The sequence below is a fragment of the Rhizobium sp. NZLR8 genome, assembly GCF_019685025.1.
Lineage (GTDB): Bacteria > Pseudomonadota > Alphaproteobacteria > Rhizobiales > Rhizobiaceae > Rhizobium.
The window spans coordinates 51,212-76,871 of sequence record NZ_JABDVY010000023.1 but is presented as its reverse complement, the minus strand read 5'-3'; the positions used below and the strand labels follow the sequence as shown (position 1 = coordinate 76,871).

General features: G+C 60.2%; 36 protein-coding genes. 8 read left to right on the top strand and 28 right to left on the bottom strand.

The features are described from left to right. Positions 1-115 precede the first annotated feature (115 nt). Together HJB89_RS31645 and HJB89_RS31640 are read left to right on the top strand one after the other, a co-directional pair. Positions 116-967 carry an oxidoreductase gene (locus tag HJB89_RS31645; protein ID WP_221116276.1) on the top strand — a complete coding sequence of 284 codons (852 nt, stop codon included), beginning with the start codon at positions 116-118 and terminating at the stop codon, positions 965-967. A gap of 154 nt (positions 968-1,121) precedes the next feature. Beyond that, positions 1,122-2,126 carry a ketopantoate reductase family protein gene (locus HJB89_RS31640; RefSeq protein WP_207583859.1) on the top strand — a complete coding sequence of 335 codons (1,005 nt, stop codon included), beginning with the start codon at positions 1,122-1,124 and terminating at the stop codon, positions 2,124-2,126. A 41-nt stretch (positions 2,127-2,167) separates the two neighbouring features. On the opposite strand, the gene HJB89_RS31635 is transcribed toward HJB89_RS31640, so the two are convergent. Continuing rightward, a complete protein-coding gene (locus HJB89_RS31635; protein WP_207583858.1) occupies positions 2,168-3,160 on the bottom strand; it encodes an alpha/beta fold hydrolase in 993 nt (330 codons plus the stop codon). A gap of 117 nt (positions 3,161-3,277) precedes the next feature. On the opposite strand from HJB89_RS31635, the gene HJB89_RS31630 reads away from it, so the two are divergent. Together HJB89_RS31630 and HJB89_RS31625 are read left to right on the top strand one after the other, a co-directional pair. Continuing rightward, positions 3,278-3,589, top strand: a complete 312-nt coding sequence (locus HJB89_RS31630; RefSeq protein WP_207583857.1) for a DUF1883 domain-containing protein — start codon at positions 3,278-3,280, stop codon at positions 3,587-3,589. A gap of 244 nt (positions 3,590-3,833) precedes the next feature. Continuing rightward, positions 3,834-4,508: a VIT1/CCC1 transporter family protein gene (locus HJB89_RS31625; protein WP_207583856.1), complete on the top strand. Its 675-nt coding sequence runs from the start codon at positions 3,834-3,836 to the stop codon at positions 4,506-4,508. A 33-nt stretch (positions 4,509-4,541) separates the two neighbouring features. Here HJB89_RS31625 and HJB89_RS31620 read toward each other — a convergent pair whose 3' ends face one another. After that, positions 4,542-5,858, bottom strand: coding sequence for a replication-associated recombination protein A (locus tag HJB89_RS31620; RefSeq protein WP_221116275.1), 1,317 nt, complete (start codon positions 5,856-5,858; stop codon positions 4,542-4,544). Further along, positions 5,855-7,258, bottom strand: a complete 1,404-nt coding sequence (locus HJB89_RS31615) for a DegQ family serine endoprotease (protein ID WP_221131562.1) — start codon at positions 7,256-7,258, stop codon at positions 5,855-5,857. Before HJB89_RS31615 ends, HJB89_RS31620 begins: the two co-directional genes overlap by 4 nt. Before the next feature lie 260 nt (positions 7,259-7,518). On the opposite strand from HJB89_RS31615, the gene HJB89_RS31610 reads away from it, so the two are divergent. Both HJB89_RS31610 and HJB89_RS31605 read left to right on the top strand, forming a co-directional pair. Then, positions 7,519-7,899, top strand: a complete 381-nt coding sequence (locus HJB89_RS31610) for a YkvA family protein (RefSeq protein ID WP_221131561.1) — start codon at positions 7,519-7,521, stop codon at positions 7,897-7,899. Positions 7,900-7,922: 23 nt separating this feature from the next. Continuing rightward, the gene (locus HJB89_RS31605; protein ID WP_207583852.1) at positions 7,923-8,276 is read left to right on the top strand and encodes a lysozyme inhibitor LprI family protein; all 354 of its coding nucleotides are present in this window, start codon (positions 7,923-7,925) and stop codon (positions 8,274-8,276) included. 57 nt (positions 8,277-8,333) lie between these two features. On the opposite strand, the gene ilvD is transcribed toward HJB89_RS31605, so the two are convergent. Then, on the bottom strand, positions 8,334-10,172 hold the full coding sequence (gene ilvD, locus HJB89_RS31600) for a dihydroxy-acid dehydratase (RefSeq protein WP_207583851.1): 1,839 nt from the start codon (positions 10,170-10,172) through the stop codon (positions 8,334-8,336). Positions 10,173-10,610: 438 nt separating this feature from the next. Here ilvD and msrP point away from each other — a divergent pair, with 438 nt between their 5' ends. Together msrP and msrQ are read left to right on the top strand one after the other, a co-directional pair. Next, on the top strand, positions 10,611-11,558 hold the full coding sequence (gene msrP / locus HJB89_RS31595; RefSeq protein WP_207583850.1) for a protein-methionine-sulfoxide reductase catalytic subunit MsrP: 948 nt from the start codon (positions 10,611-10,613) through the stop codon (positions 11,556-11,558). Then, positions 11,558-12,214 (top strand): protein-methionine-sulfoxide reductase heme-binding subunit MsrQ, encoded by a 657-nt coding sequence (msrQ, locus tag HJB89_RS31590; protein ID WP_207583849.1) that lies wholly within the window; start codon positions 11,558-11,560, stop codon positions 12,212-12,214. Before msrP ends, msrQ begins: the two co-directional genes overlap by 1 nt. 10 nt (positions 12,215-12,224) lie before the next feature. Here msrQ and HJB89_RS31585 read toward each other — a convergent pair whose 3' ends face one another. From HJB89_RS31585 to rplB, 24 genes are all read right to left on the bottom strand, one after another. Continuing rightward, complete coding sequence (locus tag HJB89_RS31585) at positions 12,225-12,647, bottom strand: DUF2809 domain-containing protein (RefSeq protein ID WP_207583848.1); 423 nt, start codon at positions 12,645-12,647, stop codon at positions 12,225-12,227. A 178-nt stretch (positions 12,648-12,825) separates the two neighbouring features. Then, positions 12,826-13,248 (bottom strand): 50S ribosomal protein L17, encoded by a 423-nt coding sequence (gene rplQ, locus HJB89_RS31580; RefSeq protein ID WP_007626063.1) that lies wholly within the window; start codon positions 13,246-13,248, stop codon positions 12,826-12,828. 177 nt (positions 13,249-13,425) lie between these two features. Then, positions 13,426-14,436, bottom strand: a complete 1,011-nt coding sequence (locus tag HJB89_RS31575; RefSeq protein WP_003547579.1) for a DNA-directed RNA polymerase subunit alpha — start codon at positions 14,434-14,436, stop codon at positions 13,426-13,428. A gap of 97 nt (positions 14,437-14,533) precedes the next feature. Beyond that, complete coding sequence (gene rpsK, locus HJB89_RS31570) at positions 14,534-14,923, bottom strand: 30S ribosomal protein S11 (protein WP_007626065.1); 390 nt, start codon at positions 14,921-14,923, stop codon at positions 14,534-14,536. Between the two features lie 133 nt (positions 14,924-15,056). Beyond that, positions 15,057-15,425 carry a 30S ribosomal protein S13 gene (gene rpsM, locus HJB89_RS31565; protein WP_007626066.1) on the bottom strand — a complete coding sequence of 123 codons (369 nt, stop codon included), beginning with the start codon at positions 15,423-15,425 and terminating at the stop codon, positions 15,057-15,059. Positions 15,426-15,646: 221 nt separating this feature from the next. After that, positions 15,647-16,297, bottom strand: a complete 651-nt coding sequence (locus tag HJB89_RS31560; RefSeq protein ID WP_207583847.1) for an adenylate kinase — start codon at positions 16,295-16,297, stop codon at positions 15,647-15,649. Next, complete coding sequence (secY, locus tag HJB89_RS31555; RefSeq protein ID WP_207583846.1) at positions 16,294-17,634, bottom strand: preprotein translocase subunit SecY; 1,341 nt, start codon at positions 17,632-17,634, stop codon at positions 16,294-16,296. The genes HJB89_RS31560 and secY overlap by 4 nt, the downstream gene beginning before the upstream one ends. Before the next feature lie 233 nt (positions 17,635-17,867). Next, positions 17,868-18,344 carry a 50S ribosomal protein L15 gene (gene rplO, locus HJB89_RS31550; RefSeq protein WP_007626070.1) on the bottom strand — a complete coding sequence of 159 codons (477 nt, stop codon included), beginning with the start codon at positions 18,342-18,344 and terminating at the stop codon, positions 17,868-17,870. Between the two features lie 16 nt (positions 18,345-18,360). Beyond that, positions 18,361-18,570: a 50S ribosomal protein L30 gene (rpmD, locus tag HJB89_RS31545; RefSeq protein WP_003547566.1), complete on the bottom strand. Its 210-nt coding sequence runs from the start codon at positions 18,568-18,570 to the stop codon at positions 18,361-18,363. A 14-nt stretch (positions 18,571-18,584) separates the two neighbouring features. After that, positions 18,585-19,154 (bottom strand): 30S ribosomal protein S5, encoded by a 570-nt coding sequence (gene rpsE / locus HJB89_RS31540; RefSeq protein ID WP_007626073.1) that lies wholly within the window; start codon positions 19,152-19,154, stop codon positions 18,585-18,587. Positions 19,155-19,285: 131 nt separating this feature from the next. Next, positions 19,286-19,648 carry a 50S ribosomal protein L18 gene (gene rplR / locus HJB89_RS31535; protein ID WP_007626075.1) on the bottom strand — a complete coding sequence of 121 codons (363 nt, stop codon included), beginning with the start codon at positions 19,646-19,648 and terminating at the stop codon, positions 19,286-19,288. Positions 19,649-19,660: 12 nt separating this feature from the next. Then, a complete protein-coding gene (gene rplF, locus HJB89_RS31530; protein ID WP_007626076.1) occupies positions 19,661-20,194 on the bottom strand; it encodes a 50S ribosomal protein L6 in 534 nt (177 codons plus the stop codon). A gap of 42 nt (positions 20,195-20,236) precedes the next feature. Further along, positions 20,237-20,635: a 30S ribosomal protein S8 gene (gene rpsH, locus HJB89_RS31525; RefSeq protein WP_007626077.1), complete on the bottom strand. Its 399-nt coding sequence runs from the start codon at positions 20,633-20,635 to the stop codon at positions 20,237-20,239. 12 nt (positions 20,636-20,647) lie between these two features. Continuing rightward, positions 20,648-20,953 carry a 30S ribosomal protein S14 gene (rpsN, locus tag HJB89_RS31520; protein ID WP_221150954.1) on the bottom strand — a complete coding sequence of 102 codons (306 nt, stop codon included), beginning with the start codon at positions 20,951-20,953 and terminating at the stop codon, positions 20,648-20,650. 32 nt (positions 20,954-20,985) lie between these two features. Further along, complete coding sequence (gene rplE, locus HJB89_RS31515) at positions 20,986-21,543, bottom strand: 50S ribosomal protein L5 (RefSeq protein ID WP_003547560.1); 558 nt, start codon at positions 21,541-21,543, stop codon at positions 20,986-20,988. Continuing rightward, the gene (gene rplX, locus HJB89_RS31510; RefSeq protein ID WP_003547559.1) at positions 21,536-21,844 is read right to left on the bottom strand and encodes a 50S ribosomal protein L24; all 309 of its coding nucleotides are present in this window, start codon (positions 21,842-21,844) and stop codon (positions 21,536-21,538) included. The genes rplE and rplX overlap by 8 nt, the downstream gene beginning before the upstream one ends. A gap of 11 nt (positions 21,845-21,855) precedes the next feature. Beyond that, positions 21,856-22,224, bottom strand: coding sequence for a 50S ribosomal protein L14 (gene rplN, locus HJB89_RS31505; protein ID WP_003573790.1), 369 nt, complete (start codon positions 22,222-22,224; stop codon positions 21,856-21,858). A gap of 257 nt (positions 22,225-22,481) precedes the next feature. Further along, a complete protein-coding gene (gene rpsQ, locus HJB89_RS31500; protein WP_003573791.1) occupies positions 22,482-22,721 on the bottom strand; it encodes a 30S ribosomal protein S17 in 240 nt (79 codons plus the stop codon). Positions 22,722-22,733: 12 nt separating this feature from the next. After that, complete coding sequence (gene rpmC, locus HJB89_RS31495) at positions 22,734-22,934, bottom strand: 50S ribosomal protein L29 (protein WP_003547556.1); 201 nt, start codon at positions 22,932-22,934, stop codon at positions 22,734-22,736. 12 nt (positions 22,935-22,946) lie between these two features. Further along, positions 22,947-23,360 carry a 50S ribosomal protein L16 gene (gene rplP / locus HJB89_RS31490; RefSeq protein WP_003547555.1) on the bottom strand — a complete coding sequence of 138 codons (414 nt, stop codon included), beginning with the start codon at positions 23,358-23,360 and terminating at the stop codon, positions 22,947-22,949. A 36-nt stretch (positions 23,361-23,396) separates the two neighbouring features. Beyond that, positions 23,397-24,128: a 30S ribosomal protein S3 gene (gene rpsC, locus HJB89_RS31485; protein ID WP_003547554.1), complete on the bottom strand. Its 732-nt coding sequence runs from the start codon at positions 24,126-24,128 to the stop codon at positions 23,397-23,399. Further along, positions 24,128-24,517 (bottom strand): 50S ribosomal protein L22, encoded by a 390-nt coding sequence (rplV, locus tag HJB89_RS31480; protein WP_007626081.1) that lies wholly within the window; start codon positions 24,515-24,517, stop codon positions 24,128-24,130. Before rplV ends, rpsC begins: the two co-directional genes overlap by 1 nt. Positions 24,518-24,519: 2 nt before the next feature. After that, positions 24,520-24,798, bottom strand: a complete 279-nt coding sequence (rpsS, locus tag HJB89_RS31475; RefSeq protein ID WP_003573797.1) for a 30S ribosomal protein S19 — start codon at positions 24,796-24,798, stop codon at positions 24,520-24,522. 15 nt (positions 24,799-24,813) lie between these two features. Continuing rightward, on the bottom strand, positions 24,814-25,650 hold the full coding sequence (gene rplB, locus HJB89_RS31470) for a 50S ribosomal protein L2 (RefSeq protein WP_007626082.1): 837 nt from the start codon (positions 25,648-25,650) through the stop codon (positions 24,814-24,816). Positions 25,651-25,660 lie beyond the last annotated feature (10 nt).

Genomic DNA, 25,660 nt, shown 5'->3' with positions numbered 1-25,660 from the left:
CATAGTTTCAAGAATAACAAATCTTATACAGCAACGGATTTTCGGTCAAATTCAACCCCGTCAGCACAGAGATGCGACGCCGAGACAAGCAAATAGTCCCCGAAAGGAATTCGTCATGAAAGTCTGGTTCATCACTGGTGCATCCCGCGGCTTCGGCGCGCTGATGACCAAGGAAGCCCTTGCATCAGGCGATGCCGTTATCGCCACCGCCCGCAACCCGAAGACCGTGACCGAGCAGTTCGGCGATCATCCGAATCTGCTTACCGTCGCACTCGATGTCACCAACGAGGCGCAGGCGAAAGACGCTGCGGCTACCGGCATCGCCCGCTTCGGCCGCATCGATGTTCTCGCCAACAATGCCGGCTACGGCCTGCTCGGCGCCGTCGAGGAAGCCACGGCCGAAGAGATCGAAAAGCTCTATGCCACGAATGTCTTCGGCCTGCTGAAGGTGACGCGCGCCGTGTTGCCTTATATGCGCCGCCAGCGTTCCGGCCATATTCTGAACTTCTCTTCGATCGGCGGTTACTTCGGCTATCCCGGCTGGGGCGTCTACGGCTCGACGAAATTCGCCGTCGAAGGCCTGTCCGAATCGATGGCCGCCGAACTCGAACCTTTCGGCATCACGGTGACGATCGTCGAGCCCGGCTTCTTCCGCACGGACTTCCTCGCCGATACGTCGCTGGCGGTGAGCCCGACCTCCATCGCCGATTACGAAGGCACGCCGGCCGGCAACATGCGCAATTTCGCCGCCGACGCCAATCATGCCCAGCCCGGCAATCCCGCCAAGCTCGCCGCCGGCATCATGAAGATGGTCAATTCAGCCAACCCGCCGCTGCGCATGCCGTTCGGCAGCGACACGGTGGCTGTGATCGAGGAGCAGCATGCCAGCGTCGAAAAGGAGCTTGCCGTCTGGCGTGAACTTGCCCTCTCCACGGATTTTTCGAGCGATGCAAAAGCCTCGGCCTGAGAGCCAAGGCCGGTACCGCCGCCGCATCCCGGATGTAAGGGTGCGGCGGCACTGTCGTTACGGCGGGACAGAGCGCCTTGCGGCATATTGGCATTCGCCTCACGCCACGGATGGCCTAGATCTAAGGCAGACACCACCGTGAAGAGGCAAATCCATGTCCATCAAGACCATTTGCATTTATGGCGCCGGTGCCCTTGGCGGCGCCATCGCCGCCAAGCTCGCAAGCCGGGCCGATGACTACATCACTGTTTCCGTCGTCGCACGCGGGGCACATCTCGACGCCATCCGCAGCAACGGCCTCAGCCTGCGCGAAGCCGATGCGGAAACGCCGCTCAACGTGCGGCTGACCGCAACCGACGATCCCAAGACATTGCCGCCGCAAGATCTGGTCATCACCGGCCTCAAGGGCCATCAGTTGGCGCCCGCCGCCGCGGGTATCGCAGGCCTGCTGAAACAGGGCACCCGCGTCATAATGACCCTCAACGGCATTCCCTGGTGGTATTTCCATCGCGATACCAGGAGCGGGCATGCGGAGCTGCAATTCGATGAGCTCGATCCCAGCGGCAGGCTTTGGCGGCTGGTTGGCCCCGAGCGCGTGATTGGCTGCGTCGCCTATCAAGGCGCCGAAGTGGTCAATCCGGGTGAGATCCAGCTTTCCCACAAAGGACGCTTCGTGCTCGGCGAGCCGTCCGGCGAAATGTCTGTCGATCTGGAGGCCATAGCGGCGGTGCTGACCGGCGCCGATCTCGGCATTACGACCACTCCCGATATCCGAAGCGAAATCTGGAGCAAGTTGATGGGCAACGCTGCCTTCAACCCGATCAGCGCCCTGACACGGGCGCTGATGACAGACATCATGACGGATCCGGCGCTCATGGACATGGTGGGCAAAGTTATGAAGGAAGTGCTTGCCGTCGGCGATGCGCTCGGCGCGCATTTCAGCATGACAGTCGAGCAACGGCTGGAACAATCGCGCAATATTGGCGGCGTTCGGACATCGATGCTGCAGGACCTGATCGGCGGCAAGGCGCTCGAAATCACGCCGCTGGTCGGCATGCTGGTGGCGCTTGGACGCCTGACTGCAGTACCGACGCCGGTATCGGAGACGATCCTGGCGCTGGTGACGCAGCTGGATCGGGAAAACCGACGCGGCAGCTGATGGCGAAAAAAATGCGGCCGGGAAAAATCCGGCCGCCTCGCTTATCTTCCGACCTGCTCGGCCCAGTTCGGCGCCTTGCCGCCGCCGTCGAGGAAGGTCATTGCCACATTCGCCATGAGCGGCGAGGCGAAGGTCTCGTAGTGGGTGAGATCGGGCAGGATTGCCAGCCGGTTCTTCGACATGTTCTCCCGCATCCAACCGGCATCGCGCAGGCCGCCGCCGAGCTTGTGGTAGAAGTCAATCATATGCTCGGGACGGATCATGTCGGCATCGCCGTAGATCAGCATCACCGGCATGGTAAGCTTGGCGACCGCATCGCTATAGTCCTTGGGTTCGCGCATCAGCGCGCCCATGGCGTCGAGCAGTTTCGGAAATTCGGAAACGTCGGGCGCCACCGCCTTATAGGAGAGGAACATCGGCGAGTCCTTCATCATCTCGGCCATGCCGGCGCCGACGGCCGCCTGCTGCGGCAGCATCTCCGGGAAAAAGCCGTCCTGCGCATAGGGCGCCGAGAGGATCACCAGACGGCGCACCTGGTCGGGCGCGTTGGCCGCCATGTTCAGCGCCACCCCGCCACCGAAGGAATAGCCGAAGACGTCGAGCTTGTCGTAGCCGAGCTGCTTCACCAGGATTGCGAGATCGGCACCGATTGCCGCAAGGTCGATCGGCCGTTTGCCGAGCGGCGTGCGGCCATGTCCCTGCAGATCGACGGCGATCACCTGCCGGTGGTCGGCGAAAACAGGCATGACGGGCGCGAACATTTCGATCTGCCCGAGACCACCGTGAAGCAGCAGCAGCGGTTCGCCCTCGCCGCGGATCTCATAGTAATAATCGATGCCATTGACCGGCAGACTTCCCTTTTTGACGATCGGCGCTACTGCCTTCTCCTCGACAACGGGTACTTCACCGCCGGCGCTCGACATATCAGGGGCGGCCAGGAATGCGGCAGCCGTTGCGACCATCGAAATCAACGTCATCTTCGTCATGTCCTTGCTCCATGTTTGCGTCGATACCGCAAGGACGGCAGGGATCATGCTTTTCCGACACCGCGCTTAGAGATTTGTCGATTGAGGCTTCAAGACTGATTTCCAACTTTTCCTTAACCGGCATGCTGGTAAAATCTTCGCAGAGACTTCAGATGAACGAGACAGATGCCGAAACCGAATTTCCGCTTCACCCATTACGATATCAAGGAACAACGCGCCGGAACAATCGTCGAGGTGTCGTTGAATGCGGTGAACAATGTCCGCTTGATGACGGCGCCGAATTTCCAGCGCTTCACCGAGGTTCTCGATTTCAAATATATCGGCGGCGTGGCGCGTAAATCGCCGATCAAGATCGCCGTTCCAGAAAGCGGCCACTGGCATGTCGTCGTCGATATGGAAGGCCATCACGGGCTGGCGGATTCGTCCGTCAAGGTGATCGCCGGGCCTGGCAATCAGAAGACGCCGCGCGCTTCCTGAGCTTTACAGCACCGCGTCTCTACTCCGACGCGGTAGTGCTAAGCGCAGACGCGCTCTATAGACCCATCCAATCGAGCTGATCTTTGATCACGATCAATGAATCAAGCTGCCATGTCGATCACAATTCACCCGTTGCGAGCCGTAGCCGCCCAGAGCGCGAACCCATGCAAATCAGCTTAGCTTCCACGACCAGAGCGCTGGTGGAAACATCAAACCATGATCTTCATCACCTAGGAAGTGGTCCATGACTTCGAATCTGATCGGTCGTATCACCAATATCATTGATCCTGGCGATGCGCTCGGTGAAGTACTTTTCGGATTGATTATGGCGCTGACGTGGACGGTCGGTTCGAGGCTGGTTTTTGAAAAGGAAGGCTTAAATGTCCACGATCTGATCGTCGCAACGATCGGCTGCAACGTCGCTTGGGGGATTATTGACGCCGTCTTGTTCTTCCTCGGTACGACGTTTTACAAAAGCAGGCGGCTGCGCCTTTTTCGGCAAATCAAAACCGCCAGAAGCGAATCTGCGGCGCTGACGGTGCTCGCGAACGAATTCCCGATTGCAGAGGCACCGTTCTCGGCAAGGGGCGCCGACGCGGACGCACTCTATCGATCACTCCTGACGCTCGCATGCCGGGCCGATCCTGTGAAGGTGTCCCTACCGAAAGCTGATCTGTTTGCCGCAATCGCGGTCTTCGTTCTGGTCTCGGCCACGGCCATTCCCGCAGTGATCCCTTTCCTTCTCATCGACAGTGCGCACCTTGCGCTGAGAACCAGCAACCTGTTTCTCATCATGCTGCTGTTTGTGACGGGCTATGCGTGGGCGAGGTTTTCAGGAGGCAGGCCTTTTTATGCAGGGATGACGATGACTTGTCTCGGCTTGCTTCTGGTTGCAATAGCGATCGCGCTTGGCGGCTGAGCCCCGTTCACCAACCGAACAGGCCCAGACGCGTCAGCGCGGCTTGCGCTCCTTGCGAAGCTTGTCCCACCATTCCAGCCGCTTGCGGATTTCGCGCTCGAAACCGCGCTCCGGCGGATCGTAGAAGGTCTGGCGGCCCATCTTCTCCGGGAAATAATCCTGGCCGGAAAAGGCGTCCGGCTCGTCGTGGTCGTAGCGGTAACCGTCGCCGTAACCTTCGCCCTTCATCAGCTTGGTCGGCGCATTGAGGATATGCTTCGGCGGCAGCAGCGAGCCGTTCTGCTTGGCGGCTTGGCTTGCCGCCTTGAAGGCGGTGTAGACGGCATTCGATTTCGGCGCGGTGGCGAGATAGACGCAGGCCTGGGCCAGCGCCAGTTCGCCCTCGGGGGAACCGAGATACTCATAAGCATCCTTGGCGGCGTTGCAGATCACCAGCGCCTGCGGATCGGCAAGACCGATATCCTCCACTGCCATGCGTACCAACCGCCGGCCGAGATAGAGCGGATCCTCGCCGGCATCGAACATGCGGGCGAGATAATAGAGCGCGGCATCCGGGTCGGAGCCGCGCACGGATTTATGCAGCGCCGAGATCAGATTGTAATGGCCGTCCTGCGCCTTGTCGTAGACCGGGGCGCGGCGCTGGACGATTCGCGTCAGGCCTTCGGTGTCGAAGCTTTCACCCTCGCGCGCGGCGCGCCAAACCTCTTCGGCGAGCGTCAGCACCGCGCGACCGTCGCCGTCTGCCATGCGGATCAGGCTGACGCGAGCCTCCTCCGTCAGCGGCAGCGGCTTCTGCTCGATCGTCTCGGCGCGCTTCAGCAACTCCTCCAGGCTCTCCTCGTCATGCGACTTGAAGGTCAGCACGCGCGCGCGCGACAGCAATGCGGCGTTGAGTTCGAAGGACGGGTTTTCGGTGGTGGCGCCTACGAGGATGACGGTGCCGTCCTCCATGACCGGCAGAAAACTGTCCTGCTGGGCGCGGTTGAAGCGGTGGATCTCGTCGACGAAGAGCAGCGTCTGACGGCCATCCATACGCCGCAGGCGAGCGGTCTCGAACACCTTCTTCAGATCGGCGACGCCGGAAAAGATCGCCGATATCTGCTCGAAAGCCAAACCCGCCTCGCCCGAAAGCAGCCGCGCCACCGTCGTCTTGCCGGTGCCGGGCGGGCCCCAGAAGATCATCGAGCCGAGCGAACCGCTTTCGATCATTCTTTTCAGCACGCCGTCTTCACCGGTCAGATGCTCCTGACCGGTGACATCGGCAAGCGTCTTCGGCCGCAGCCGGTCGGCAAGCGGCCGCCTGGCGGCCACCTCCTCCGGAACACGCGGCGCGAAGAGATCATTGCTCATCGGAAGAACTGCCGGATGCGCTGACCGTCGCGCTCGATCTCCACCCGCCAGAGGCCGGGGTCGCTATCGGCGATTTCGGACAGTTCGCTGGTCGACTTCACGTCCGTGCCGTTGATCGAGACGATGATATCCTTCGGCTCGAAACCGAGACGGGCGGCAGGCGAATCCTCCTTCACCTCGGATACGACGACTCCTGCCGATTCCGACGGCATGCGCAGTTCGTCGGCGACCCGCGGCGACAGGTTCTCGACGACAGCGCCGCTAAACGGGGTGCGCCCGCCAATGGTGCGCTGGTCGCGCGGCGAGGTTTCCGGAGCGCGGTCGAGCGTCAGCGGCAGCTGCTGCTCGCGGCCGTTCTCGACGACGGTCAGTTTGACCGACTTGCCAAGACCGGCCGTCGTCAGCCGGTAAAGCAGCGCATCAGGATGTTCGACGGAAATACCGTCGACAGCGGTGACGATTTGGCCGGCCTTCAGCCCGGCCTTGGCGGCCGGCCCGCCTTCCGAAACCTTGACGACGAGCGCGCCGCGCGCTTTGTTTAGCCCCAGCGCCTCGGCGACTTCCGAGGTCACGGCATCGAAACTCGCGCCGACATAGGGCCGCTCGAAAGATTTGACGCCGGCATCTGCCGAGGTGAGGAAGACCTTGACGAGATTGGCGGGAATGGCAAAGCCGATGCCGTTCGAGCCGCCGCCGCGCGAGAAGATCGCCGTGTTGATGCCGATCAGTTCGCCTTTCATATTCATCAAGGCGCCGCCGGAATTGCCGGGATTGATCGAAGCATCGGTCTGGATGAAGAAGCCGAACTCGTTCCTGACGACCTGGTTGCGCGCAAGTGCGGAGACGATGCCGCTGGTCACCGTCTGGCCGACGCCGAAGGGGTTGCCGATTGCCAGCACGAGATCGCCGACCTCAACGGCATCGGAATTGCCGATCGGCAATGTCGGAAAACTTTCCTTGGTGTCGATCTTCAGCACGGCAAGATCGACACGGTCGTCGCGCAGCACCACCGTGCAGGGGAATTCGCGGCCGTCCGGCAGCGCAACCTTGATGTCGTCGGCGCCTTCGACGACGTGATTGTTGGTCACGACGGTGCCGTTCGCCTCGACGATGACGCCGGAGCCGAGCGATGACTGCTTCTCGGAACGGTTCGGCATCTGCTGGCCGAAAAACTGCTCGAAGAAGGGATCGCCGGCAAAGGGCGACTGCCGCCGGACGGTCTTTTCCGCATAGACATTGACGACGGCGCCCGACGTTTGTTTGACGAGCGGCGCGAAGGAGAGCTGCATCTGCATCTGGCTTTCGGGCACGGTCTTTGCCGTCTGCGCATTGGCCGCAGCTGGCAGAACGAGCATGAGAGCGAACAGCGAGACGGAGACGCGCTTGAACAGGCCTTGCATGGGTATCCCTTTTGAATCCTCGTGTGGAACGTTTTAGAGCATGATGCCGAAAAGTGTGAGCGGTTTTCGGACGACCTCATGCTCTAACTACCTAATTGCGAACAAGATTCAGATTTTAGACCGAACCGGCCTAAAATCTGAATCTTGTTCTGTGGCCCGACGCTAGAAAGGAAAGAGGGCGGAAGCATGGAAGAATAAGGCCATGGGACGTCTTGGAAACCGATTGAAGTCATTGCGAACTTGATTCAGGAATTTCGGCCATGCAACTGATATCAAGAGCCAAAAACTGGGCGAAGTCACTGAAGCGTGACATCGTAGCTCTGTGGCTTGCCGCCCGAGACCCTCGCGTGCCTTGGCATGCCAAAGCGGTGGCCGGCGCCGTTGCCGCATACGCCCTGTCGCCCATCGATCTCATCCCAGATTTCATTCCCGTGCTCGGTTATCTCGACGATCTGCTGATCGTGCCGCTCGGCATCATGTTGGCGACCCGGCTCGTTCCGGCTGACGTGATGACTGCGCTTCGAGAGCAGGCGACAAAGCGCCTCGAGCGCCCCTCCAGTCGTCTCGGATTGATCTTCATCCTTGCCGTCTGGCTCGCCTGCATCATCTTCCTGGCTCTGACATTGCGCAAACTGGTTTGACCGGCGACAACAGGGATATTGGAATGATGACGGCAAGAGCGATGACGATAGTCTTTGGCTTTGCGATTTCGATCTTTGCATCGGATATGGCCCAGGCGGCGAGCTTCGACTGCGATGCGAAAGAATTGAAGCCGGACGAAAAGGCGATCTGCGACAACCGCGCGCTCAACGATGCCGACGTGAAGATGGTGACGACCTTCGAGCTGCTTTCCGGTCTGCTGGCGATGGGCTCACGCGGAACATTGCAGGACGAGCAGACAGCCTGGCTGAAAAAACGACAGGAATGCGCGGCGGATGCCGTCTGTATCAAGGCTGCCTATGACGAGCGGCTGAAGCAACTCGGCGAGACCTATAAAAACATCAACCGGCCGCTTTAAAAGCGACCGGTCGGTGGAGTAGCTGACTCTCAATCAGCGGGGAATAGCTTCGACCAGTTAGCGGGCGTTCAGATCCCGCACGGCGCCGCGATCGGCACTTGTCGCGAAGGCGGCATAGGCCTTCAGCGCCGTCGTGACGTTGCGCTTGCGCACTTCGACCGGATGCCAGCCCTTGGCGTCCTGATCGGCACGGCGGACGGCAAGTTCGGTCTCGCTGACGCGCAGGCTGATCGTCCGGTTCGGGATGTCGATGTCGATCATGTCGCCCTCACGCACCAAGCCGATCGTGCCGCCATTTGCCGCTTCCGGCGAGGCGTGGCCGATCGACAGTCCGGAGGTGCCGCCGGAGAAGCGGCCGTCGGTGATGAGCGCACAGGCCTTGCCGAGGCCCTTCGACTTCAGATAGCTCGTCGGATAGAGCATTTCCTGCATTCCGGGGCCGCCCTTCGGGCCTTCGTAGCGGATGACGACGACATCACCCGCTTTGACCTCGTTGGCGAGGATTGCCTTGACGGAAGCGTCCTGGCTTTCGAAGACGCGGGCCGGGCCGGAGAATTTCAGGATCGATTCATCGACGCCTGCCGTCTTGACGATGCAGCCGTCAATCGCAAGGTTGCCCTTGAGTACGGCAAGACCACCATCCTTGGAGAAAGGATGTTCGACCGAGCGGATGACGCCGTTCTCGCGATCGGTGTCAAGTTCGTCCCAGCGGGCTTCCTGGCTGAAGGCGACCTGGGTCGGGATGCCGCCGGGTGCGGCGCGATAGAAGTTGCGCACGGTTTCGCTGTTGGTGCGGGTGATATCCCAGCGGTCGATCGCATCACCCAGCGTCTCGGCATGCACGGTCGGGCAATCGCGATTGAGCAGACCGCCCTTGTCGAGTTCGCCGAGGATCGACATGATGCCGCCGGCGCGGTGCACATCTTCCATATGAACATCGCTCTTGGCGGGTGCGACCTTCGACAGGCACGGCACCCGGCGCGACAGCGCGTCGATATCGGCCATGGTGAAATCAATCTCGCCTTCGTGGGCGGCAGCAAGGATGTGCAGCACCGTGTTGGTCGAGCCGCCCATGGCGATATCGAGCGTCATGGCATTCTCAAAAGCCTGCTTGGAAGCGATGGTGCGCGGCAGCGCCTTGATGTCGTCCTGCTCGTAATAGCGGCGGGCGAGATCGACGATCAGATGGCCGGCCTCGACGAAGAGGCGCTTGCGGTCGGCGTGGGTTGCGAGCGTCGAGCCGTTGCCGGGCAGCGACAGGCCGAGCGCTTCCGTCAGGCAGTTCATCGAATTGGCGGTGAACATGCCGGAGCAGGAGCCGCAGGTCGGACAGGCCGAGCGTTCGATGGTCTGGACGTCCTCGTCGCTGATCTTGTCATCGGCTGCGGCGACCATGGCATCGACGAGGTCGAGCGCGTGCGTCTTGCCGTGCAGCACGACCTTGCCCGCTTCCATCGGGCCGCCGGAGACGAAGACCGTCGGGATGTTGAGGCGCAGCGACGCCATCAGCATGCCGGGAGTGATCTTGTCGCAGTTGGAGATGCAGACCATGGCGTCGGCGCAATGGGCATTGACCATGTATTCGACGCTGTCGGCGATGAGCTCGCGCGAGGGCAGCGAATAGAGCATGCCGTCATGGCCCATGGCGATGCCGTCGTCGACGGCGATCGTGTTGAATTCCTTGGCGACACCGCCGGCCGCCTCGATTTCGCGGGCAACGAGCTGGCCGAGGTCTTTCAGGTGCACGTGACCGGGCACGAACTGGGTGAAGGAATTCACCACCGCGATGATCGGCTTGCCGAAATCCGAATCCTTCATGCCCGTGGCGCGCCAAAGGCCGCGCGCGCCTGCCATGTTGCGGCCGTGGGTCGTGGTTCTGGAACGGTAGGCTGGCATCGGTGTCTTCCTCGACGTGGCGGAGATCATCAGGCGAAGCGGGACGGCATTGAGCCTGCAGCCGGGCAACGCTGCTTTTTGGAATTGTCCTAATCCAATCGGCGGGGGCTGTCACTACCGGCAAGGCCAAATCCGGTACGCTGCCCGGAGAAGCGCCTTGTACGATCGATCATATACGGTCTGGCGCGACATTGGGTTACAACCTATTCCATCACGACCGAACACAAAAAATTGGCTTCCCGTCAGCAATATTCAAGGCTTAGACACTAAAGCGCATCGCGATCTTTCAGATTCGCTCCCCGCACTTTAGGCCTTTGTTTATACGCATGTCGTTATCGCAAAACCGCTGCACACTTTTGCGCGACGTGCTTTAATCCTGTTATGCCGGCGGTTCGCTTAGGGACTATATTCCGAAGATCCGCCCAGGAGGTTTTCGACATGCCAAGCTATCGCCCACCGAAGATCGCGTCGTCCGAGATCACACCACGCCAGATATACCTGCGCCGTCGTGAATTTCTGGGCGCGGCAGCACTTGGGGCCTTTGGGCTCTACAGCACCGGCAAGGCGAGTGCTGCGGCGCTCTCCGCGGTCGAAAGCAAGTACAAGGTCGACGAGAAGCCGACGCCGATCAAGGACGTCACGACCTACAATAATTTCTATGAGTTCGGCCTCGACAAGGCCGATCCAGCCGCGAATTCCGGCGATTTCAAGCCGCTGCCTTGGACAATCAAGGTCGACGGCATGGTCAACAAACCAGGCACTTTCGACCTCGAGGCGCTGATCAAGGAATTTCCGATCGAGGAGCGCACCTATCGCATGCGCTGCGTCGAGGCGTGGTCGATGGTCATTCCCTGGGACGGCTTTCCGTTGGCATCGCTGCTCGACAAGGTAGAGCCGCTCGGCAGCGCCAAATACGTCGCCTTCGAAACCGTGGTGCGGCCAGACGAGATGCCGGGACAAAAGGGCTTCTTCCAGTCGCTCGACTGGCCCTATGTCGAGGGTCTGCGCCTCGACGAGGCGCGTCATCCGCTGACGTTGCTGGCCGTCGGGCTTTATGGCGAAACGCTGCCGAACCAGAATGGTGCGCCGGTCCGTCTCGTCGTGCCATGGAAATATGGCTTCAAGGGCATCAAGTCGATCGTCAGGATCACGCTTAGCGACCAGCAGCCGAAGAACACCTGGCAGGTCACCAATGCGCAGGAATACGGCTTCTACGCCAACGTCAACCCCGCAGTCGACCACCCGCGCTGGAGCCAGGCGAGCGAGCGGCGCATCGGCGAAAGCGGCTTCTTCGGCGCGAGCCGCCACCCCACCCTGCCCTTCAACGGTTATGCCGACGACGTGGCGAGCCTTTATGCCGGCATGGATCTGAAAGCGAATTTCTGATGGCGGAACTATCGCTTGCCATTCCCAAGCGCTGGCAGCCCGCCTCCGTCTGGCTGCTTTACGCCATCGGGCTTTTGCCGGCGGCCTGGACCTTCTATCTCGGAGCGACCGATCAGCTCGGCGCCGATCCGGTCAAGACCTTCGAGCTTTTCCTCGGCATCTGGACGATCCGTTTCCTGATCGCAACGCTTGCCGTCTCCCCTGCCCGCGAGCTCTTCGGCTGGAACTATCTGCGTTATCGCCGCGCGCTGGGCCTGCTGACCTTCTACTATGCGCTGATGCATTTCACCGTCTACATGGTGCTCGACCAGGCGATGGATATCCATGCCGTCATCAACGACGTGCTGAAGCGTCCCTTCATCATGTTCGGCATGGCCGGCCTTGCGATGCTCATTCCGCTGGCGGTGACATCCAATAATTTCTCGATCCGCCGCCTCGGCAAGAATTGGATCTGGCTGCACCGCCTGGTCATTATCATCGCCGCCTGCGGAGCGCTGCACTTCGCGCTCTCGACCAAGATCCTCGATCTCCAGCAATATATCTATGTCGGGCTGATCATCGCCCTCATCCTCTACCGCTCCTATCGCCCGATCGCGCGCAGCCGGAAGAAAGGCCAGGGGCGAACGCGCAATCGCGCGATGGCGTCGGCTTCGTGAGACGGCAAACTTAAAGGCCGGACCTCATCGCAACCCGCCGGGCGGGATCGAAGGCGCAGGCCGCGGCGATCCCGATTGCATAGGCCAGCATGTTCCAGAGCGAAAATATCCGGCCGAGCAGCAGTGCCCCTGCGGTCGTCAGCCGAAACGCGTCGAGCCAGGGCGTGTGATAGAGCCGGAACAACTCCACTGAGATCGCTATGACCAGCGCTATGACAGCAAGGATGGCCGGCCGTGACCTTGCGACAAAGAGGGCTACGAGCAGATAGACCATCGCTCCCCAGAACGCCGAGCCCCCATATTTGACGACGACGAAGGGCAGATCGACCGCATAGCCGAACCGTCTCAGCGCCAGCCCAAGTGCTATCACCACAAGCAGGGCGGCGAGGCGGAGGAACCGCACTTGAGAGCGAGTCTGAACGATGTCGCGCAATGAGACCTATCCTATATCAGTCAGCCCGTTGGACGGTTGAGGTGGAGATTGCGAATGATCGACGAGCTGCGGTTTGTCTTCGCAGATCGGCGCCCCACTTTCGTCTGCGACCGATGCACAAACAAAAACAGCCGGGCTTTGCGAGCCCGGCTGTTTTGTTTCCGCCGGAGCGGAAGATTTAAGCGGCGACGGCCTGCTCTTCGGCAGCGACGCGGGCCTTGTCGGCTGCGCCCTTGGCGAAGGTGTCGCGATCAACGAATTCGATCACGGCCATGGCGGCATTGTCGCCCTGGCGGAAGCCGGCCTTCATGATGCGCAGGTAGCCGCCGTTGCGGGTGGCGTAACGCGTTGCAATCGTATCGAACAGCTTCGAAACGACGGCGGCATCGCGGATCTGCGAAATCGCCTGACGGCGAGCGTGCAGGTCGCCGCGCTTGCCGAGCGTGACGAGCTTCTCGACGATCGGGCGGATTTCCTTGGCCTTCGGCAGGGTCGTGACGATCTGCTCGTGGGTAATCAGCGAAGCGGCCATGTTGGCGAACATCGCCTTGCGGTGGCTTGCAGTTCTATTCAGCTTGCGGCCGGCTTTACCATGGCGCATTGCTATTCTCCTTTAATGCAGGTGCCCTTACGCTAAGTGGGCCTGCCGTTTCCTGGCACATGCAGGCGATCGGCCTGCTGTTTGACGGGGAAAGGCAGCCGAAAGAGCCTGCCTTCTGTTATGTTCTTGCGATCGGCGTGCGGGCGGAAAACCGCTTCACACTTTTCCTCACGCCGCTCAGTATTGGTCTTCGTAACGCTTGGCGAGATCTTCGATGTTCTCGGGCGGCCATGCCGGCACTTCCATGCCGAGGTGCAGGCCCATGGAAGCGAGAACTTCCTTGATTTCGTTCAGCGACTTGCGACCAAAATTCGGCGTGCGGAGCATTTCTGCTTCGGTCTTCTGAATGAGGTCGCCGATATAGACGATGTTGTCGTTCTTCAGGCAGTTTGCCGAACGGACCGACAATTCGAGTTCGTCCACCTTCTTGAGGAGAGCCGGGTTGAAAGCGAGTTCGGTGACTGCTTCCTCTTCGGTTTCCTTCTGCGGCTCGTCGAAGTTGACAAAGACGCCAAGCTGATCCTGGAGGATGCGCGCCGCAAAAGCGACGGCGTCTTCGCCGGTGATCGAGCCATCGGTTTCGATGGTCATGTTCAGCTTGTCGTAGTCGAGAACCTGTCCTTCGCGGGTATTTTCAACCTTGTAGGACACCTTCTTGACCGGCGAATAGAGGCTGTCGACCGGGATGAGACCGATCGGAGCATCTTCCGCACGATTGCGTTCGGCCGGAACGTAGCCCTTGCCGTTGTTGACGGTGAACTCCATGCGGATTTCGGCACCCTCGTCGAGCGTGCAGATGACATGCTCGGGGTTGAGGATTTCGATATCGCCGACCGTCTGGATGTCGCCAGCCGTGACAACACCCGGACCCTGCTTGCGCACGACCATGCGCTTTGCGTCGTCGCCATCCATCTTGATGGCGATTTCCTTGATGTTGAGCACGATGTCCGTCACGTCTTCGCGGACGCCCGGAATCGAAGAGAATTCATGCAGCACGCCATCGATCTGCACCGCCGTGACGGCAGCGCCGCGCAGCGAGGAGAGCAGAACGCGGCGAAGCGCATTGCCGAGGGTGAGGCCGAAGCCGCGCTCCAGCGGTTCGGCAACAAGCGTCGCCCTGGTGCGCGAGCTCGAGGAGAACTCCACCTTGTTCGGCTTGATCAGTTCCTGCCAGTTCTTCTGAATCATGAGTTTGCCTTCCGTTCGTTGCCACCATCCAATCGTGGCAACCGAGCTTGAAAACCACCGGGAGCGCCAAGGCGCTCACCAGTGACGAGAGCGATGATCAGACGCGGCGCTTCTTGCGCGGACGGCAGCCATTGTGCGGGATCGGGGTCACGTCGCGGATGGACGTGATCATGAAACCAGCAGCCTGGAGCGCGCGCAGAGCCGATTCGCGACCCGAACCCGGACCACAAACTTCGACTTCCAGCGACTTCATGCCGTGCTCCTGAGCCTTCTTGGCGCAGTCTTCGGCAGCCATCTGGGCAGCGAACGGGGTCGACTTGCGCGAGCCCTTGAAGCCCTTGGCGCCAGCCGAAGACCAAGCAATCGCGTTGCCCTGGGCATCGGTGATGGTGATCATCGTGTTGTTGAAGGTCGAGTTGACGTGAGCGACACCCGACGAGATATTCTTGCGTTCACGACGGCGAACGCGGACGGCTTCCTTAGCCATGGTATTCCTTTCGTTGATCTCTTCGCCGCCGTAATGCCAGCGGCTACACCGGAACGGCGCCTATACGGTCCCGCTCCAAACTCAAAAGAGGCCGGCGCAGACCGCCAGCCTCCCTACTCCGGTTTCCCGGAAATTACTTCTTCTTACCAGCGATTGCCTTTGCCGGGCCCTTGCGGGTACGGGCATTGGTGTGCGTGCGCTGACCGCGGACCGGAAGGCCGCGGCGATGACGCAGGCCGCGGTAGCAGCCGAGGTCCATCAGGCGCTTGATGTTCATCGAGGTTTCGCGACGAAGATCGCCTTCGACCTGATAGTCGCGGTCGATGGCTTCGCGGATCTGAAGGACTTCGGCGTCCGTCAGCTGATGCACACGACGTTCAGCCGGGATACCGACCTTCTCGACGATTTCCTGTGCGAATTTCGTACCGATCCCGTGAATGTAGGTCAGCGCGATAACAACGCGCTTCGCAGTCGGGATGTTGACGCCAGCGATACGTGCCACGCCTGTTCTCCTTGCATTCCAGTTGCCATCCGGCAAGTGGGCTTCGTTATGCGGTCTTTAGAACCGCTCGTTCAGATTTACGTCCGCAACATGTCAAAACGACCGCACCCGGACTTCCCTGGGAAATCCGCGCCGATCGCATGGAATGTCGCGAGTTGGCGCGGTGTTTAGCGGAATCACTGCTGAAAAGCAACCGTTCCGCCAAGTTTATTTTCAAAGCCTTAAAGCTTCGAAAGAATGTTTTCGACCTCGGCCGTCACCTGATCGATCTCTGCCATGCCGTCCACGGTCTTGAGTTTGCCTTTGGCATGGTAATAGCCGATCAGCGGCGAGGTTTCCTTGTAGTAGACCTGCAGCCGAGCCGTCATGGTCTCCGGGTTGTCATCAGGACGGCGCTTGAAGTGCGTGGAACCGCACTTGTCGCACACGCCTTCGGCAGCCGGAACCTTATCGGTATCGTGATAGACGCTGCCGCACTGTGCGCAGGAGTAGCGACCGGCGACGCGACGGACCAGCTCGTCATCGTCGACACGGAATTCGATAACGACGGACAGGCCGAGACCCTTTGCCTTCAGCATCGCTTCCGTGGCGTCTGCCTGGACGAGCGTCCTGGGGAAACCGTCGAGAATGAAGCCGTTGGCGCAATCGGGTTGATCGATACGCTCGGAGACGATGGCGATAACGATCTCATCCGAGACAAGTTTGCCGGCGTCCATGACTGCCTTGGCGCGCTTGCCGACATCCGTGCCGGCGTTAACCGCTGCACGCAGCATGTCCCCCGTGGAAAGCTGCGGAATGCCGTGCTTTTCCACGATCCGCTGGGCCTGGGTTCCCTTACCCGCGCCCGGCGGCCCCAAAAGGATAAGTCTCATCGCCCCCTCTTTCCTCCACGCAACTTCGATTTCTTGATCAGGCCTTCGTATTGCTGCGCGATCAGGTGACCCTGGATCTGTGCAACCGTATCAAGAGTTACGCTAACCACGATCAAAAGCGAAGTCCCACCAAGGGATAACGGGATGCCGGTTTGCGACACCAAGATCTCCGGAAGGATGCAGACGAAGACGAGATAGATTGCGCCGATCATCGTGATTCGGGTCAGCACATAGTCGATATATTCGGCCGTACGCTCGCCCGGGCGGATGCCGGGAATGAAGCCGCCATGCTTCTTCAGATTGTCGGCCGTGTCCTTCGGATTGAAGACGATGGCCGTATAGAAGAAGGCGAAGAAGGCGATCAGCGCCGCATAGAGCACCATGTAAAGCGGTCGGCCATGGCCGAGGGCCGCGACGATCGATGTCGCCCAGCCAGGCATCCCCGACGTGCTGGCAAAGCCCGCAACCGTTGCCGGCAGCAGCAGCAGCGACGAGGCGAAGATCGCCGGAATGACGCCCGACGTGTTGAGCTTCAGCGGCAGGTGCGAGGTATCGCCCTGGAACATCCGGTTGCCGACCTGGCGCTTCGGATACTGAATCAAGAGCCGGCGCTGGGCACGCTCGACGAAGACGATGACGCCGATGACGCCGATCGCGACGATGATGACCAGCAGGATGAGGAAGGTCGACAATGCGCCGGTGCGGCCAAGTTCGAGCGTGCTGGCAAGAGCCGTCGGAAGACCGGCGGCGATGCCGGCGAAGATGATCAGCGAGATGCCGTTGCCGATGCCACGCGAGGTGATCTGCTCGCCGAGCCACATCAGGAACATCGTGCCGCCGAGCAGCGTCAGAACGGTGGAAACACGGAAGAACCAGCCCGGATCGACAACGAGGCCCTGCCCGCTCTCAAGGCCGGCGGCGATGCCGTAGGCCTGGAGCGCACCGAGGATGACCGTGCCATAACGGGTATACTGGTTGATGATCTTACGGCCCTGCTCGCCCTCCTTCTTGAGGTTTTCCAGCGCCGGCACGACCGATGTCATGAGCTGCACGATGATCGAAGCAGAGATATAGGGCATGATGCCGAGCGCGAAGATCGCCATGCGCTGAACAGCGCCGCCCGAAAACATGTTGAAGAGGCCGAGAATGCCGCCTGACTGACCGCGGAAAGCCTGGGCATAGGCTTCGGGATTGAGACCCGGAAGCGGAATATGGGTGCCGAGCCTGTAGACGAGGAGAGCTGCCAGTGTGAACCACAAGCGCTTCTTCAAATCCTCGGCTTTGGCAAAGGTCGAAAAATTGAGGTTGGATGCCAATTGTTCCGCTGCAGAAGCCATGCGATTCTCCGCGCTACCAATTCCGGCGTCTCTAGGGGATAGGCCGGCCCCGGAATCAGTATGAAAATTATTCAAAACCGGGTTCAGAACGGATTGCAGCGCAACCCCATGCCTCACCCTTGTTTTAGTCTTACCGGCATGACGCGGGCGCGCCAGCCAAGTTTTTGTGAGGCCCACATATGGGAGCAAAATCGCCCGGTGTGAAGCACCCCGGGCGAGATATCATCAGATTATTATTCGGCTGCAGCCGGAGCCGAAAGCTGCGTCACGGTGCCGCCGGCCTTTTCGATCTTCTCGACGGCAGGCTTGGAGGCGCCTGCAACGACGATGGTGATTTTGGCCTTCAGCTCGCCGTCGGCGAGAACGCGAACGCCGTCCTTAGGGCGGCGGATGACGCCGGCCGCCTTGAGGGCAGCTGCGTCAACGGTCGCCTTGGCATCCAGCTTGCCGGCGTCGATCGCCGCCTGGATCCGGCCGAGCGACACAACAACAAAATCGGAAGCGAAAATGTTGTTGAAGCCGCGCTTCGGCAGCCGACGATAGATCGGCATCTGGCCGCCTTCGAAGCCGTTGATGGCGACGCCCGAACGGGACTTCTGACCCTTCACGCCGCGACCAGCCGTCTTGCCGGAACCCGAACCGATACCGCGGCCGAGGCGCTTGCGGCTGTGGGTCGAGCCTTCGTTGTCTTTAATTTCATTGAGTTTCATGAGCGTTTCCTCCGTCTCACTTCTCGTCGACGACGCGAACGAGATGCTGGACAGCACGGATCATGCCACGAACGGAAGGAGTATCCTCCAGCGTGCGGCGACGGTGCATCTTGTTCAGTCCGAGACCGATCAGCGTGCGCTGCTGGACATCCGGACGGCGAATCGGGCTGCCGATCTGTTCGATCGTGACAGTCTTCGCTTCAGCCTTCTTAGTAGCCTTGGCCATCTGTCAAACTCCTCTTATTCTTCAGAGGCGTTGCCGGAGGCGCTACGACGAGCCTGCAGCGTTGCATACTTGATGCCGCGCTGAGCTGCGATGTCCTTCGGGTGAACCTGGTGCTTCAGAGCGTCGAAGGTGGCGCGAACCATGTTGTAGGGGTTCGACGAACCGGTCGACTTGGCGACGACGTCATGCATGCCGAGCGTTTCGAATACGGCGCGCATCGGACCGCCGGCGATGATGCCGGTACCGACCTTGGCCGAGCGCAGCAGAACCTTGCCGGCGCCGTGGCGGCCATGAACGTCGTGATGCAGCGTACGGCCGTCACGCAGCGGTACGAAGATCAGTTCGCGCTTGGCGGCTTCGGTTGCCTTGCGGATGGCTTCCGGCACTTCACGTGCCTTGCCATGGCCGAAGCCGACGCGGCCCTTCTGGTCGCCGACGACGACGAGTGCTGCAAAACCAAAACGACGGCCGCCCTTGACGACCTTGGCAACGCGGTTGATCGCGACCAGCTTGTCGACGAATTCGCTGTCGCGCTCGTCACGGCTCTGGCGGTCTTCCCGCTGCGGCCTTCTTTCCTGTGCCATTGTCCTCTTCCTTTTTCTTTTCCGGGTGCAATCGGCAAATAAATGTGGACCGCGTCAGCCTCCCCTATCGGAGAGTGCTTGCGGTCCGGCGAAAATCCGGCCGGCGCTATAAGCGTCCGGCCGGAAACTGATCAGAAGGTGAGACCGCCTTCGCGGGCTGCATCGGCGAGAGCCTTGATGCGGCCGTGGAAGATGAAGGCGCCACGGTCGAACACGACTTCCGTAACACCGGCCTTGGAGGCGCGCTCGGCAACGAGCTTGCCGACAACGGCAGCGGCGGCGGTATCGGCACCGGTCTTCAGAGAACCGCGCAGATCCTTTTCGAGGGTGGAGGCAGACGCAAGCGTCTTGCCGGCCACATCATCGATGACCTGGGCGTAGATGTTCTTCGAGGAGCGATGAACCGACAGGCGCGGACGGCCATTGGCCACCGACTTGATATGACGGCGCACGCGGTTGGCACGACGTGCAAGTGCTTCTTTCCTGCTAGCCATTTCGCGTGATCCTTACTTCTTCTTGCCTTCTTTGCGGACGATCCGCTCGTCAGCGTACTTGACGCCCTTGCCCTTGTAGGGCTCAGGACCGCGATATTCGCGGATTTCAGCGGCGACCTGACCGACCTGCTGCTTATTGATGCCAGAGACAACAATTTCAGTCGGCTTCGGAACGACGATCGTGATGCCGACCGGCGGCTCATAGATCACGTCATGGCTGAAACCGAGAGCCAGCTGCAGGTTCTTGCCCTGCAGGGAGGCGCGGTAACCGACGCCGTTGATTTCGAGCTTGCGCTCAAAGCCGTCCGTGACACCCTTGAAGATGCCTTCGATCATCGTGCGGGACATGCCCCACTTTGAACGTGCATCCTTGCTCTGGTTCACCGGCGTCACGACGACCGCGTTGTTTTCGAGCTTGAGGCTGATTTCGTCATTAGCAACGAAAAACAGCTCGCCCTTCGGGCCCTTTGCAGTGACCTTCTGGCCATCGACCGTAGCCGTGATCCCAGCAGGTACCTGAACGGGCTTCTTACCGATACGAGACATGTTTCAATCCTGTCTGTTCGCTATGGAGATCCCTGCCCGATCTTAGAAGACCGAGCAAAGAACCTCGCCGCCAACGTTCTGTTCGCGAGCCTGGTGATCGGCCATCACACCCTTCGGAGTCGAAAGGATGGTGATGCCGAGGCCGTTCGCGACCTGCGGAATGGACTTGACCGAGACATAAACCCGGCGGCCCGGCTTGGACACACGGCCGATCTCACGGATCACCGACGCGCCTTCATAATATTTCAGCTCGATGCTGAGTTCCGACTTGCCATTGCCGAAATCGACAACGGAATAGCCACGGATGTAGCCTTCGGACTGCAAGACATCGAGAACACGTGCACGGAGCCTGGACGCAGGCGTCGAAACCGACGACTTGCGGCGGGAAGCGCCGTTACGGATACGGGTGAGCATATCGCCCAACGGATCAGTCATTGTCATGTAACCTGCTCCTTACCAGCTCGACTTGACGATACCCGGCACCTTGCCGAAATTGCCCAGTTCACGCAGCGCAATACGCGACATGCGCAGTTTGCGGTAATATGCGCGCGGACGCCCCGAAACTTCGCAACGGTTGCGAACACGGGTCTTCGATCCATCACGCGGCAGGGATGCCAGCTTGATCGAGGCCTTGAACCGCTCTTCGATCGGAAGAGCCTGGTTCATGATGATCGCCTTCAACGCAGCCCGCTTAGCGGACTGGTTGGCGACCGCAGTACGGCGGCGCTTGTTCTTTTCAACTGCGCTTGTCTTCGCCATGTCAGGTTCCTTTTCTACGCTCGTCGTTACGGTTATTGACGGAACGGGAAGCTGAACTCTTTCAGAAGAGCCCGTGCTTCGTCGTCGGTCGTCGCCGTCGTGCAAACGATGATGTCCATGCCCCACATCTGATCAACCTTGTCGTAGTTGATCTCAGGGAACACAATGTGCTCCTTGATGCCCATGGCGAAGTTGCCACGGCCGTCAAAGCTTTTCGGGTTCAGGCCGCGGAAGTCGCGAACGCGCGGGAGCGCGATGTTCACGAGACGGTCCATGAACTCGTACATGCGGGCGCCGCGCAGGGTGACCTTGGCGCCGATCGGCATCTGTTCGCGGACCTTGAAGCCAGCGATAGAGTTGCGTGCGCGGGTGATGACCGGCTTCTGGCCGGCGATCGCTGCGAGGTCGGCGGCAGCTACCGTCGGCTTCTTCGAGTCGGCGGTCGCTTCGCCAACACCCATGTTGATCACGATCTTGTCGAGCTTCGGGATCATCATCTCGTTGGCGTAGGAGAACTGCTCCTGCAACGCCTTGCGGATGCGCTCGACATATTCCTTCTTGAGCCGTGGCTCGTATTTTGCCTCAGCCATCGATCACTTCTCCAGAACGCTTGGCCACACGGACCTTCTTGCCGTCAACAACCTTGAAACCGACGCGGGTCGGCTTGCCGTCCTTGTCGATGATTGCAACGTTAGACAGGTGGACCGGGGCTTCCTTGTTGATGATGCCGGCTTCCTGGGTCTGCGTCTGGCGCTGATGGCGCTTGACGACGTTGACGCCACGAACAACGGCACGATCTTCCTTCGGCATGACCTGGACAACTTCGCCGGTGCGGCCCTTGTCCTTGCCAGCGAGCATGACGACCTTGTCGCCCTTACGAATCTTCTGCATCGCTTCGCTCCTTACAGTACTTCGGGAGCCAGCGAGATGATCTTCATGTGGTTCTTGGCGCGAAGTTCGCGCGGAACCGGTCCGAAGATACGGGTGCCGATCGGCTCTTTTTTGTTGTCGATGAGGACTGCTGCGTTGGTGTCGAAGCGGATGACGGAGCCATCCGGACGACGGATGTCCTTGGCGGTACGAACGACAACCGCCTTCATCACGTCACCCTTCTTCACACGGCCGCGCGGGATCGCTTCCTTGATCGAAACGACGATGACGTCGCCGATCGAGGCATACTTGCGCTTCGAGCCGCCCAGCACCTTGATGCACATGACACGACGTGCGCCGGAATTATCCGCGACGTCGAGGTTTGTTTGCATCTGAATCATATCAGGTCGCCTTCTTGGTTTACCGGAATGGTTGGGCTAGCCCCCTACTCCGGCTTATGAAAATTTTCGCCGGCCGAGATGCCTTGACGGCAGCACAGACGCGGCAATAGCTGAATAGCGCGGGATCGATCGTGCCAGGGTGGTTTCCCGAAGGACCTTCCGTGCGCTCAAAGCAAAAGAACGCCCGGCTTTCGAGCGTTCTGACGCTGCTTCATACAGATATTTCGGCGAGACGCAAGGCCTCGCACAAAATTCTGTTACTGGCCCTGGGCGGAAATCACCGTCCAACGCTTGTCCTTGGAGATCGGCGCGCATTCCTCGATGGATACGGTATCGCCAATCTTGTACTGATTGTTCTCGTCGTGGGCCTTGTACTTCTTGGAACGACGAACGGTCTTCTGGAGCAGCGGGTGAGCGAAACGACGCTCGACGCGAACCACTACCGTCTTCTCGTTCTTGTCGCCAACGACGACGCCCTGCAGGATGCGCTTCGGCATATTTTTCTTCCTTTAGGCCTTAACTTCTGCCGCCTTCTGGCGGGCAATGGTTTTCACGCGGGCGATGTCCTTGCGGACTTCGTTGATGCGCGAGGACTTTTCGAGCTGGCCGGTCGCCTTCTGGAAGCGCAGGTTGAACTGCTCCTTCTTCAGCTTGGCAAGCTCGTCCTTGAGTTGGTCGGCGGTAAACCCGCGAACATCTGAGGCTTTCATGAGCTCAATCCCTTACTCTGCAATGCGCTGAACGAAGCGCGTCTTGACCGAGAGCTTGGCGGAGCCGAGGCGAAGAGCCTCACGGGCGATTTCTTCGCTGACACCGTCGATCTCGAACATCATACGGCCGGGCTTGACCTTGCATGCCCAGTATTCAACGGAGCCCTTACCCTTACCCATGCGGACTTCGGTCGGCTTTTTGGTCACCGGAACGTCCGGGAACACGCGGATCCATACACGGCCGGCGCGCTTCATATAACGCGTGATCGCGCGGCGGGCCGCCTCGATCTCGCGCGCGTTGACGCGGTTGGGTTCCTGAGCCTTCAGGCCGAATTCGCCGAATGCCAGGTCAGAACCGCCCTTAGCGACGCCCTTGATGCGGCCCTTGAACTGCTTGCGGTACTTGGTACGCTTTGGCTGCAACATTTTCTTATTCTCCGAACTTCTCTGCCACGCGCGCTATCAAGCGTTGTCGCGGCGACGGTCTCTGTCGCGGTCACGATCACGGCTTGCCGGACCCTGGGCGTCACCTTCCATCGCACGGCGCTCGGAAGCCATCGGATCGTGCTCAAGGATTTCGCCCTTGAAGATCCAGACCTTGATGCCGCAGATGCCGAATGCGGTTTCTGCTTCAGCCGTGCCGTAGTCGATGTCGGCGCGTAGCGTGTGCAGCGGCACACGACCTTCGCGGTACCATTCCGTACGGGCGATTTCAGCGCCGCCGAGACGACCGGCGCAGGTGATCTTGATGCCTTCGGCCCCAAGACGCATCGCGGACTGAACGGCGCGCTTCATGGCGCGACGGAAAGCCACGCGGCGCTCGAGCTGCTGGGCGATCGACTGAGCGACCAGCGTCGCATCGACTTCGGGCTTGCGCACTTCGACGATGTTGAGGTGCGTTTCCGAATTCGTCATCTCCGACAGCTTCTTGCGGAGCTTGTCGATGTCTGCGCCCTTGCGGCCGATGATCAGGCCCGGACGTGCCGAGTGGATCGTGACGCGGCACTTCTTGTGTGGACGCTCGATGACCACCTTGGAAATCCCGGCCTGCTTCAGTTCGCTCATGACGAACTTGCGCATCTTCAGGTCTTCGTGCAGCAACTGGCCGTACTCGGCATTGTCCGCAAACCAGCGGCTATCCCAGGTACGGTTGATGCCAAGACGGAAACCGATTGGATTGATTTTCTGACCCATTATGCGGCCTCCTCTACTGCCTGCACTTCACGAACGACGATCGTCAGGTGCGCGAAAGGCTTTTCGATGCGCGACGCGCGACCGCGGCCACGAGCGTGGAAACGCTTCATGACGATCGACTTGCCGACATAGGCCTCGGCGACGACAAGCGAGTCGACGTCGAGATCGTGGTTGTTCTCGGCATTGGCGATCGCAGATTCGAGCGTCTTCTTGACGGCACCTGCGATGCGCTTGCGGGAGAACTCCAGCTCAGCGAGTGCGCGCTCGACCTTCTTGCCGCGGATAGCCGCAGCAACCAGGTTGAGCTTCTGGGGGCTGACGCGGAGCGTGCGGGCGACTGCTTGCGCCTCGTTGTCCTTCAGCCGGCGTTCGGCTTTTGCCTTGCCCATTGTTACTTCCTCTTCGCCTTCTTGTCCGCGCCGTGACCGTAATAGGTGCGGGTCGGAGAGAATTCACCGAACTTGTGGCCGACCATGTCTTCATTGACACTGACCGGGATATGCTTGCTGCCGTTGTAGACGCCGAAGGTAAGACCGACGAACTGCGGCAGGATCGTGGAGCGACGGCTCCAGATCTTGATCACTTCTGCACGTCCGCCTTCACGAACCTTCTCAGCCTTCTTGAGAAGATAGCCGTCAACGAACGGACCTTTCCATACTGAACGAGCCATTGGAGACTTCCTCTCTTACTTCTTACGCTGATGACGCGAGCGCATGATCATTTTGTCGGTCGACTTGTTCGACCGGGTGCGCTTGCCCTTGGTCGGCTTGCCCCACGGAGTAACCGGGTGACGGCCACCAGAGGTGCGACCTTCACCACCGCCGTGCGGGTGGTCGACCGGGTTCATGACAACACCGCGGTTGTGCGGACGCTTGCCGCGCCAAACGGTACGACCGGCCTTGCCGTCGTTGATGTTGGCGTGGTCAGGGTTGGAGACGGCGCCGATCGAAGCAAGGCAGGAGCCATGAACGAGACGCTGTTCACCGGAGTTCAGGCGAAGGATCGCCATGCCCTGGTCACGGCCGACGAGCTGTGCGTAACCACCGGCGGAGCGAGCGATCTGACCACCCTTGCCCGGCTTCATTTCCACATTGTGGATGATGGAGCCGACCGGGATGAACTGCAGCGGCATGGTGTTACCGGGCTTGACGTCGACAGCCTTCTCGGAAGCGATGACCTTGTCGCCGGGAGCGAGGCGCTGAGGAGCGAGGATATAAGCCTTCTCGCCATCAGCATAGTTCACCAGCGCGATGAAAGCGGTGCGGTTCGGATCGTATTCGATACGCTCGACCGTGCCTTCGACCTCAAACTTGCGACGCTTGAAGTCGATCAGACGATACGTGCGCTTGTGACCGCCGCCGATGAAGCGGGCGGTGATGCGACCGAGGTTGTTACGACCGCCGCTCTTGGTCAGGCCTTCCGTCAGCGCCTTGACCGGCTTGCCCTTGTAGAGGGCCGAACGGTCGACGATGACCAGCTGGCGCTGGCTCGGGGTGATCGGATTGAATGTTTTCAATGCCATTTTCTTATAC

Coding starts and splice junctions, on each gene's coding strand:
- HJB89_RS31645 (WP_221116276.1), top strand. CDS start 116: ATGAAAGTCTGGTTCATCACTGGTGCATCCCGCGGCTTCGGCGCGCTG.
- HJB89_RS31640 (WP_207583859.1), top strand. CDS start 1,122: ATGTCCATCAAGACCATTTGCATTTATGGCGCCGGTGCCCTTGGCGGC.
- HJB89_RS31635 (WP_207583858.1), bottom strand. CDS start 3,160: ATGATCCCTGCCGTCCTTGCGGTATCGACGCAAACATGGAGCAAGGAC.
- HJB89_RS31630 (WP_207583857.1), top strand. CDS start 3,278: ATGCCGAAACCGAATTTCCGCTTCACCCATTACGATATCAAGGAACAA.
- HJB89_RS31625 (WP_207583856.1), top strand. CDS start 3,834: ATGACTTCGAATCTGATCGGTCGTATCACCAATATCATTGATCCTGGC.
- HJB89_RS31620 (WP_221116275.1), bottom strand. CDS start 5,858: ATGAGCAATGATCTCTTCGCGCCGCGTGTTCCGGAGGAGGTGGCCGCC.
- HJB89_RS31615 (WP_221131562.1), bottom strand. CDS start 7,258: ATGCAAGGCCTGTTCAAGCGCGTCTCCGTCTCGCTGTTCGCTCTCATG.
- HJB89_RS31610 (WP_221131561.1), top strand. CDS start 7,519: ATGCAACTGATATCAAGAGCCAAAAACTGGGCGAAGTCACTGAAGCGT.
- HJB89_RS31605 (WP_207583852.1), top strand. CDS start 7,923: ATGATGACGGCAAGAGCGATGACGATAGTCTTTGGCTTTGCGATTTCG.
- ilvD (WP_207583851.1), bottom strand. CDS start 10,172: ATGCCAGCCTACCGTTCCAGAACCACGACCCACGGCCGCAACATGGCA.
- msrP (WP_207583850.1), top strand. CDS start 10,611: ATGCCAAGCTATCGCCCACCGAAGATCGCGTCGTCCGAGATCACACCA.
- msrQ (WP_207583849.1), top strand. CDS start 11,558: ATGGCGGAACTATCGCTTGCCATTCCCAAGCGCTGGCAGCCCGCCTCC.
- rplQ (WP_007626063.1), bottom strand. CDS start 13,248: ATGCGCCATGGTAAAGCCGGCCGCAAGCTGAATAGAACTGCAAGCCAC.
- HJB89_RS31575 (WP_003547579.1), bottom strand. CDS start 14,436: ATGATTCAGAAGAACTGGCAGGAACTGATCAAGCCGAACAAGGTGGAG.
- rpsK (WP_007626065.1), bottom strand. CDS start 14,923: ATGGCTAAGGAAGCCGTCCGCGTTCGCCGTCGTGAACGCAAGAATATC.
- HJB89_RS31560 (WP_207583847.1), bottom strand. CDS start 16,297: ATGAGACTTATCCTTTTGGGGCCGCCGGGCGCGGGTAAGGGAACCCAG.
- secY (WP_207583846.1), bottom strand. CDS start 17,634: ATGGCTTCTGCAGCGGAACAATTGGCATCCAACCTCAATTTTTCGACC.
- rplO (WP_007626070.1), bottom strand. CDS start 18,344: ATGAAACTCAATGAAATTAAAGACAACGAAGGCTCGACCCACAGCCGC.
- rpmD (WP_003547566.1), bottom strand. CDS start 18,570: ATGGCCAAGGCTACTAAGAAGGCTGAAGCGAAGACTGTCACGATCGAA.
- rpsE (WP_007626073.1), bottom strand. CDS start 19,154: ATGGCACAGGAAAGAAGGCCGCAGCGGGAAGACCGCCAGAGCCGTGAC.
- rplR (WP_007626075.1), bottom strand. CDS start 19,648: ATGGCTAGCAGGAAAGAAGCACTTGCACGTCGTGCCAACCGCGTGCGC.
- rplF (WP_007626076.1), bottom strand. CDS start 20,194: ATGTCTCGTATCGGTAAGAAGCCCGTTCAGGTACCTGCTGGGATCACG.
- rpsH (WP_007626077.1), bottom strand. CDS start 20,635: ATGACAATGACTGATCCGTTGGGCGATATGCTCACCCGTATCCGTAAC.
- rpsN (WP_221150954.1), bottom strand. CDS start 20,953: ATGGCGAAGACAAGCGCAGTTGAAAAGAACAAGCGCCGCCGTACTGCG.
- rplE (WP_003547560.1), bottom strand. CDS start 21,543: ATGGCTGAGGCAAAATACGAGCCACGGCTCAAGAAGGAATATGTCGAG.
- rplX (WP_003547559.1), bottom strand. CDS start 21,844: ATGCAGAAGATTCGTAAGGGCGACAAGGTCGTCATGCTCGCTGGCAAG.
- rplN (WP_003573790.1), bottom strand. CDS start 22,224: ATGATTCAGATGCAAACAAACCTCGACGTCGCGGATAATTCCGGCGCA.
- rpsQ (WP_003573791.1), bottom strand. CDS start 22,721: ATGCCGAAGCGCATCCTGCAGGGCGTCGTCGTTGGCGACAAGAACGAG.
- rpmC (WP_003547556.1), bottom strand. CDS start 22,934: ATGAAAGCCTCAGATGTTCGCGGGTTTACCGCCGACCAACTCAAGGAC.
- rplP (WP_003547555.1), bottom strand. CDS start 23,360: ATGTTGCAGCCAAAGCGTACCAAGTACCGCAAGCAGTTCAAGGGCCGC.
- rpsC (WP_003547554.1), bottom strand. CDS start 24,128: ATGGGTCAGAAAATCAATCCAATCGGTTTCCGTCTTGGCATCAACCGT.
- rplV (WP_007626081.1), bottom strand. CDS start 24,517: ATGGGCAAGGCAAAAGCCGAACGCCGGCTGAAGGACAACGAGGCGCAA.
- rpsS (WP_003573797.1), bottom strand. CDS start 24,798: ATGGCTCGTTCAGTATGGAAAGGTCCGTTCGTTGACGGCTATCTTCTC.
- rplB (WP_007626082.1), bottom strand. CDS start 25,650: ATGGCATTGAAAACATTCAATCCGATCACCCCGAGCCAGCGCCAGCTG.